The following is an 8,245-nucleotide window of genomic DNA, read 5'->3' as shown; positions in this document are numbered from 1 at the left end:
CATTTTTTTGTTGGGGTGGCCGCAAACGCCACCCTCTTTTTTGGGACTCCTCTATTCTCTCAAACAATTGTCCCGTCTGGCTTCCGTCTACCTTGTCACCCTCTCAGGTTACCGCGTCACGCACCGCCCTCATCACCCCATCACCCGATCGACTATCCAATGGCTCTATCTCAACCCCTGACGCCGGACGCCCAAGCCGTCGAGACAGCCTCTCGCGAACGGAAACGGTTGCACTTGCAAATTCAGGGACTCGTTCAAGGGGTGGGATTTCGTCCGTTTTTGTATCGCTTGGCGGTGGAATTGGGGTTGACGGGATGGGCGAACAATACCGCTGAAGGGGTGTTCGTGGAAGTGGAAGGCGAGACACCTCAATTGCTGGAATTTCACCACCGCATCCGCCGCGACAAACCGCCCCACGCCCAAATCGATCGCCTCACCCTCCGCTGGGACGAACTCATCGGTTATACACAGTTTGAAATCCGCACTTCCGAAGAACGTCCCCAGCATAAAACCGCCCTGGTTCTCCCCGATTTAGCCACCTGTTCCGACTGCGTGCGGGAGTTGTTCGATCGCCACAACCACCGCTATCGTTATCCCTTTATTAACTGCACCAACTGCGGACCTCGATACAGTATCGTCGAAACCCTTCCTTACGATCGCCCGCTGACGACGATGCGAGAGTTCCCACTCTGTCCCGACTGTCAGCAAGAATACGACAATCCGGGCGATCGCCGATTTCACGCCCAACCGAACGCCTGTCCCCATTGCGGACCCCATCTCGAACTCTGGCGACGCGATGGAGAGGTTCTCGCCAGCCACGAGGAAGCCTTACAACAGGCCGAAACCGCCCTACGAAACGGTCAAATCGTCGCTCTTAAAGGTTTAGGCGGCTTTCAACTCCTAGTTGACGCTCGCAACGAAACGGCGGTTCGAGAATTACGCGATCGCAAACGCCGCCCCGACAAACCCTTCGCCGTCATGTATCCCAGTCTCGAAGCGGTGCGTCGCCACTGTCACGTCAGCGAGGTAGAAGCCGAAATTCTGCGATCGCCCCAATCCCCCATCGTCATCTTAAAGGGACGTTCCGACGATTCCCCCGAGGACGCTCTCGCCGACGCCGTCTCTCCCGAAAATCCCGACTTGGGGGCGATGCTTCCCTACACCCCGCTACATTATTTATTACTGTCGGATTTAGGATTTCCCGTCGTCGCCACCAGCGGGAACCGCTCCGACGAACCCATTTGTATCGACAACCGCGAAGCCGTAGAACGGTTGGGTGACATCGCCGATTTCTTCCTGGTTCACAACCGCCCCATCGCCCGCCCAGTCGATGATTCCATCGTCCGCGTCATGGCGGGAACCCCCGTTATTTTACGACGCGCTCGCGGTTACGCCCCCCTCCCTATCCCCCTCTCTCCCCCTCTCCCCCTCTCCCCCTCTCCCACCCTCGCCGTCGGGGGACATTTGAAAAACAGCATTGCGATCGCCTTCGGGGACAAAATCTTTCCCAGCCAACACGTCGGGAATTTAGACTCTCCCGAAACGCGGCGGGCGTTTGAATACACGATCGCTCGACTCGGAAGTATTTACGACTTCCAACCGCACCGCATCGCCTGCGATTTACATCCCGACTACGCCTCGACAGAATTCGCCCGCAAGCAAAACCTCCCGCTGGTGCAGGTACAACACCACTACGCCCATGTCCTCGCTTGTATGGCGGAACATCAGTTAAAACCGCCGGTTTTGGGGGTGGCGTGGGACGGAACCGGCTACGGTCTCGACGGGACGATTTGGGGCGGCGAGTTTCTCTGGGTGACCGATACCGGATTCGAGCGAGTGGCGCATTTTCGTAAGTGGACGCTTCCGGGGGGCGATCGCGCCGTCAAAGAACCCCGTCGGGCGGCGTTGGGGATGCTTTACGAACTGTTTGGCGAAGCGACGTTTTCGCTGACGCAATCCCCGACTATTCGGGCGTTTTCGCCACCAGAACTTACCCTATTGGCGTCGATGTTGCGTCGCCGCGTCAATACGCCGCGAACCTCGAGTGTGGGGCGAGGTTTCGATGCAGTGGCGTCGTTGCTGGGGTTGCGACAGTGTCTGAGTTTTGAGGGACAGGGGGCGATGGCGTTGGAGTTCGCCGCCCGAGAAAGCGACACGCGATCGCACTATCCGTTTTCGATCGATCGCCGCTACACTTGTCCGTCTTTGGATTGGGAACCGATGCTGCGGGCGTTGATGTTGGATTGGCGCCGCGATCGCCCGGTATCGGATATTGCAGCCAAGTTTCACAATACCCTCGCCGAAGCGATCGCGACAGTCGCCCGGTTACTCGAAGATCGGGGGGGCGACACCGCTGCGATCGTTTTAACCGGGGGGTGTTTTCAAAATCAAGTGTTGCTCGAGGCGGCGATCGAACGTCTGCAACGGGCAAATTTTCGTCCCGTTTGGCACCAACAAATCCCACCTAACGACGGTGGAATTGCCGTCGGACAAATCCTCGCTGCTGCCTTGGAAAACAATCCAAAAAAATGCTAAAATTAGAGCGTGATTTAGAAAATAGATTTATAATTGCGCTGGATTTTTTTAGTAATTTTATATTTGTTTTATTTTTAGCAAATCTTTACGTTTTGAAATGAGAACGAACGTACAATGTGTTTAGCCGTACCTGGAAAAATTCTCGAAATTTTCGGAGACGATCCTCTGACTAAAACAGGAAAAGTCAGTTTTGGCGGAGTGGTTAAAACCGTCAGTTTAGCCTACGTTCCCGATGCCGAAATCGGAGATTATGTCGTGGTTCATGTCGGTTTTGCCCTCAGTAAAATTGACGAGGAGGCAGCCAAACAAACATTAAGCGATTTACAACAGATAGCAAACTTGAGTTAAAAAACGTAACTACCCCCTCCCTCCACCCGAGATTTATTCCATAATCGAAATAGAGTTCGTCAATCGCTAAATTGTAACGAAAACTTGACGTTGAAATCACCAAACAACCGTCTAACGAGTTAACAAGCGATCGCAATTTATTAAAGCAATCGTTCGATTGTTTTAAAAGCTCCAAAAGCCGTCAAACGGGCGAGCGATCGCGCGACTGAGAGAATAACGAACTCGAGCCGAACGCGGAGTGTAAACTCCCTTGCCGATGGGCTGCCCAATTCCCACGGTGTCTCAACCTACCTGGGTTTGTGCGAAGAGGAGCTTCGATCGCCATCGTGGAACCGAAACTTTTCGTCGTTCCCCTCCCACTCACGAACCTCTAAGCCGCTCGCAAAGGATTGAAGAGGATGAACGCCAAAACCTACGCAACCCTAGACGGAAACGAAGCCGTTGCCCGCGTTGCCTACCGACTCAACGAAGTCATCGCCATTTATCCCATTACCCCCGCCTCCCCGATTGGCGAATGGGCAGACGCTTGGATGTCAGAAGGACGTCCGAACCTGTGGGGAACCGTTCCCTCCGTCGTCGAAATGCAAAGCGAAGGCGGCGCAGCCGGAGCCGTTCACGGCTCGCTACAAACCGGGTCGCTGACGACCACCTTCACCGCATCCCAAGGCTTGCTGTTGATGGTTCCCAACCTCTACAAAATAGCCGGAGAACTCAGTAGCACCGTCCTTCACGTGGCGGCGCGTTCTGTAGCAGCCCAAGCCCTTTCCATTTTCGGCGATCACAGCGACGTCATGGCCGCTCGCGGCACCGGATTCGCCTTACTGTGTTCGGCCTCGGTACAAGAAGCCCACGATTTCGCCCTCATCGCTCAAACCGCCACCCTCGAATCGCGAGTTCCCTTCATCCACTTCTTCGACGGATTCCGCACCTCCCACGAAATCCAAAAAATCGAAGAACTCGACGAGTCCGTGTTACGGGCGATGATAAACGACGAGTGGGTTTACGCCCATCGTTCCCGAGGGCTGACCCCCGATCGCCCCGTGTTGCGCGGAACCGCCCAAAACCCCGACGTATTTTTCCAAGCCCGAGAAAGCGTCAACCCCTTCTATAATGCCTGTCCGGCCATGGTAGAAGCGGCGATGGACAAATTCGCCGAACTCACCGGCCGCCGCTATCACATCTACGAATATCACGGCGCCCCCGATGCCGATCGCGTCGTGGTGTTAATGGGGTCTGGCTGCGAAACCGCCCACGAAGCCGTTTCCTATCTCAACAGCCAAGGGGAAAAAGTCGGCGTGTTGAAAGTGCGCTTGTATCGCCCTTGGGATATCGAAAAACTCTTGGCGGCGTTCCCGAAAACCGTCCAAAAAATCGCCGTCCTCGATCGCACCAAAGAACCCGGTGCCGGTGGCGAACCTCTCTATCTCGATGTCGTCTCCGCCTTCAGCGAAGCCTGGGACGGCGAAATGCCGAAGATCGTCGGCGGACGTTACGGCTTGTCCTCCAAAGAATTCAGCCCCGCGATGGTCAAAGGCGTCTTCGACAACCTGGCGCAAGACAAGCCTAAAAACCACTTTACCGTGGGCATTCACGACGACCTGACGAACACTTCCATCGAATACGACACCAACTTCAGCACCGAACCCGAGAGCGTCGTGCGTTCCGTGTTCTACGGCTTGGGTTCCGACGGAACCGTGGGGGCGAATAAAAACTCCATCAAAATCATCGGTTCGGAAACCGACAACTACGCCCAAGGTTATTTCGTCTACGACTCCAAAAAATCCGGGGCGGTGACCGTATCTCACCTACGCTTCGGACCCGATGCCATTCGATCGACCTACCTGATCGATCGCGCCAACTTTGTCGGCTGTCACCAGTGGACTTTCCTCGAAAAACTCAACGTCCTCAAAGCCGCCGCCCCTGGTGCGACGTTCCTCCTCAACAGTCCCTACGGCCCCGAAGAAGTCTGGGATCGGCTGCCGCTGGAACTCCAAGAAGAAATCGTCCGTAAGAACCTGAAATTCTACGTCATCAACGCCTATCAAGTGGCACGAGACAACGGCATGGGCGGACGGATCAACACCGTCATGCAGACTTGCTTCTTCGCCCTCTCCGGCGTGTTGCCGCGCGACGAAGCGATCGCCCAAATCAAACACGCGATCGAAAAAACCTACGGCAAAAAAGGACGAGAAATCGTCCAAATGAACCTCAACGCCGTAGACGCTACCCTCGACCACCTCTACGAAGTCAACGTGGGTGAGGCGAATTCCACCGTGCGGATGCGTCCGTCGATTCCCGAAGTTGCCCCTGAATTCGTGCGCGAGGTCGAAGGTAAGATGCTCTCCCGCGAAGGGGACGACCTACCCGTCAGCGCCCTCCCCTGCGACGGAACCTATCCCACCGGAACCTCCAAATGGGAAAAACGCAACGTCGCCCAAGAGATCCCCGTGTGGGATCCCGACGTGTGCGTGCAGTGCGGTAAATGCGTGATGGTTTGCCCCCACGCCGTCATTCGCGGCAAAGCCTACGACGAAGGCCAGTTAGCCAGCGCCCCCAGTACCTTCAAGTTCACCGACTTGAAAGATAAAGACCCCAACTTCGGCGGTCAGAAATTCACGATTCAAGTCTCTCCCGAAGACTGTACTGGATGCGGCGTGTGCGTGGACGTTTGCCCCGCCAAAAACAAATCCATGCCGTCGAAGAAGGCGATTAACATGGAATCGCAACGGCCGTTGCGGGAAAGCGAACGGGAAAACTGGGACTTCTTCATGGAGTTGCCCAATCCCGATCGCCGTCACTTGCACCTCGATCGCATTCGCCAACAACAATGGCAAGAACCCCTGTTTGAGTTCTCCGGGGCTTGTGCCGGATGCGGCGAAACCCCGTATCTCAAACTCGTCTCCCAACTGTTTGGCGATCGTACCCTCATTGCCAACGCCACCGGCTGTTCTTCCATCTACGGCGGCAACCTCCCCACCACTCCCTGGGCGCAAAATACCGACGGACGGGGTCCGGCGTGGTCGAACAGCCTCTTTGAAGACAACGCCGAATTCGGCTTGGGCTTCCGCCTGTCCCTCGACAAACACACGGCCTTCGCCAGCGAACTGTTGCAGAAGCTGGCCGGACAAATCGGCGACAACCTCGTCCGAAACATCCTCGACAACCCGCAAAAATCCGAAGCCGACATTTGGGAACAGCGGGAATACGTCCAGCAGTTGAAACAAGCCCTCGACAACATCGACAGCCCCGACGCCAAACAACTTCGCTCTCTGGCCGATTACCTGGTCAAGAAAGACGTTTGGATCGTCGGCGGTGACGGTTGGGCTTACGACATCGGCTTCGGCGGACTCGACCACGTCATCGCCAGCGGACGCAACGTCAACATCCTGGTGATGGACACCGAAGTCTACTCCAACACTGGCGGACAGTCTTCCAAAGCCACGCCGCGCGGTGCCGTCGCCAAATTCGCCGCTGGCGGCAAACCCGCACCCAAGAAAGACCTGGGCTTGATTGCTATGACCTACGGCAACGTCTACGTGGCGTCCGTAGCCATGGGGGCGCGGGACGAACATACCCTGAAAGCCTTCCTCGAAGCCGAAGCCTACGACGGACCTTCGCTCATCATCGCCTACAGTCACTGCATCGCCCACGGCATCAACATGACCACCGCGATGAGCCACCAGAAAGCCCTGGTCGAAAGCGGCCGCTGGTTGCTGTACCGCTACAACCCCGACTTGAAAGCCGAAGGCAAGAATCCCTTACACATCGATTCGCGATCGCCCAAGAAAGGGGTACGCGATTCCATGTACGCCGAAAACCGCTTCAAGATGCTCACCAAAACCAAACCCCAAGACGCGAAGCGGTTGTTACAAGAAGCTCAAGCCGACGTGGACACTCGCTGGAAGATGTACCAATATCTCGCCGCCCGTCCCATCGACAACGGCAAGATAAAAGGCAATGGCAACGGTCACAACGGCCACAGCCAATCGGACGCAGCGGCCTCCGACGAAACGCAACCGCCCTCGGTGAAAGCGTAGCCTCCCAGTCAGCAGGTGGGGGAGATGATGGGATGACCAGATGGGGAGATGACGAGAAACGAACCCTCTCCCCCTCTCCCCGGCTCCCCCTCCAAAAAAGACGGCGATCGAGTAAAAAGAGAGAAGGACTATGGACTTAACCACGACTTACCTGGGACTGACCCTCAAATCTCCCCTGGTTCCCTCCGCAGCCGCCCCCCTCACGGAAGATATCGACAACATCAAACGCATGGAAGATTCCGGTGCGGCGGCGGTGGTGTTGCATTCGTTGTTTGAAGAACAGTTACTGCGGGAAAAATTCGAGTTACACCACCACCTGCAATACGGTACCGAGAGTTTCGCCGAAGCCCTGACGTACTTTCCCGAACCGGACGAGTACCACGTGGGGCCGGAACTGTACCTCGAACACATCCGCCAAGCTAAAGCCAGCGTTGACATTCCCATCATCGCCAGTTTGAACGGCTTTTCGTCCGGCGGTTGGGTCGAATACGCCCAACTGATGCAGGAAGCGGGAGCAGATGCGATCGAACTCAACATCTACTACGTTCCCACCGACCCCAACATGACTGGGGAACAGGTCGAACGCAACTATATCGACACCCTGCGGGACGTAGAAGCGGAAGTTTCCCTTCCCGTGTCGTTGAAACTCAGCCCCTTTTTCAGCAACTTCGCGAACATGGCGCAACGCCTCGACGACGCCGGGGCGAAAGGGTTGGTGTTGTTCAACCGCTTCTACCAACCGGACATCGATCTGGACAACCTAGAAGTCTATCCCCACGTTTTGCTGAGTACACCTCACGAAATGCGGCTTCCCATGCGTTGGATCGCGCTGCTGTACGGTCAAATTCAAGCGGATTTAGCGGCGACGAGCGGCATTCAACGGGGAACCGATGTCATCAAAATGATGATGGCAGGGGCGAAGATTACTCAGATTTGCTCGGTGTTGTTGCGCCACGGAATCGAGTACATTCGCACCCTGGAACGGGAAATCCAGCATTGGATGGACGAACACGAATACGAGTCCATTCAACAGATGCAGGGAAGCATGAGCCAGATGTACTGTCCTGACAAGTCGGCCTACGAACGGGCGCAGTACATGAAGGCGGTCACGTCTCACGAGCCGGATTACGATCCCGAACAGGTGATTTCTCGTTGACACTCTCTAGCTATCACAGCATGGAGATTCTTGGGTCTATGGGGAACCTACGCTTAATACGCAATCTGAATCTCAAATACTGGTTTTGCCTCATCTGACAAGCCCCTCTATCCCCCCAACCATCCCCCCAACCATCCCCCCAACCCCCCTTTCAAAGGGGGGCGAAGGG

5 protein-coding genes are annotated in these 8,245 nt (G+C 55.9%); all 5 read left to right on the top strand.

Translation table 11 applies throughout. The annotated features are described in order from the left end of the window. Window positions 1-181 (top strand): hypothetical protein (locus GEI7105_RS39410; protein WP_218959056.1); only part of this gene is annotated, 181 nt, incomplete at its 5' end. Next, window positions 160-2,535 (top strand): carbamoyltransferase HypF, encoded by a 2,376-nt coding sequence (gene hypF, locus GEI7105_RS0104370; RefSeq protein WP_017659273.1) that lies wholly within the window; start codon window positions 160-162, stop codon window positions 2,533-2,535. The genes GEI7105_RS39410 and hypF, both read left to right, overlap by 22 nt. Window positions 2,536-2,649: 114 nt before the next feature. Then, window positions 2,650-2,883 carry a HypC/HybG/HupF family hydrogenase formation chaperone gene (locus tag GEI7105_RS0104365; protein ID WP_017659272.1) on the top strand — a complete coding sequence of 78 codons (234 nt, stop codon included), beginning with the start codon at window positions 2,650-2,652 and terminating at the stop codon, window positions 2,881-2,883. 398 nt (window positions 2,884-3,281) lie between these two features. Further along, window positions 3,282-6,920 carry a pyruvate:ferredoxin (flavodoxin) oxidoreductase gene (nifJ, locus tag GEI7105_RS0104360; RefSeq protein WP_017659271.1) on the top strand — a complete coding sequence of 1,213 codons (3,639 nt, stop codon included), beginning with the start codon at window positions 3,282-3,284 and terminating at the stop codon, window positions 6,918-6,920. 130 nt (window positions 6,921-7,050) lie between these two features. Continuing rightward, window positions 7,051-8,076: a dihydroorotate dehydrogenase-like protein gene (locus GEI7105_RS0104355; RefSeq protein WP_017659270.1), complete on the top strand. Its 1,026-nt coding sequence runs from the start codon at window positions 7,051-7,053 to the stop codon at window positions 8,074-8,076. Window positions 8,077-8,245 lie beyond the last annotated feature (169 nt).

It is taken from the genome of Baaleninema simplex PCC 7105, from assembly GCF_000332355.1.
GTDB lineage: Bacteria > Cyanobacteriota > Cyanobacteriia > Cyanobacteriales > Geitlerinemataceae > Baaleninema > Baaleninema simplex.
Note: the sequence above shows the minus strand (reverse complement) of the source record. Positions and strands in the feature narration are given on the sequence as shown.

What these genes read in the sequence shown, in the direction of transcription:
- hypF (WP_017659273.1), top strand. Translation starts at nt 160, where the DNA reads ATGGCTCTATCTCAACCCCTGACGCCGGACGCCCAAGCCGTCGAGACA.
- nifJ (WP_017659271.1), top strand. Translation starts at nt 3,282, where the DNA reads ATGAACGCCAAAACCTACGCAACCCTAGACGGAAACGAAGCCGTTGCC.
- GEI7105_RS0104355 (WP_017659270.1), top strand. Translation starts at nt 7,051, where the DNA reads ATGGACTTAACCACGACTTACCTGGGACTGACCCTCAAATCTCCCCTG.
- GEI7105_RS0104365 (WP_017659272.1), top strand. Translation starts at nt 2,650, where the DNA reads ATGTGTTTAGCCGTACCTGGAAAAATTCTCGAAATTTTCGGAGACGAT.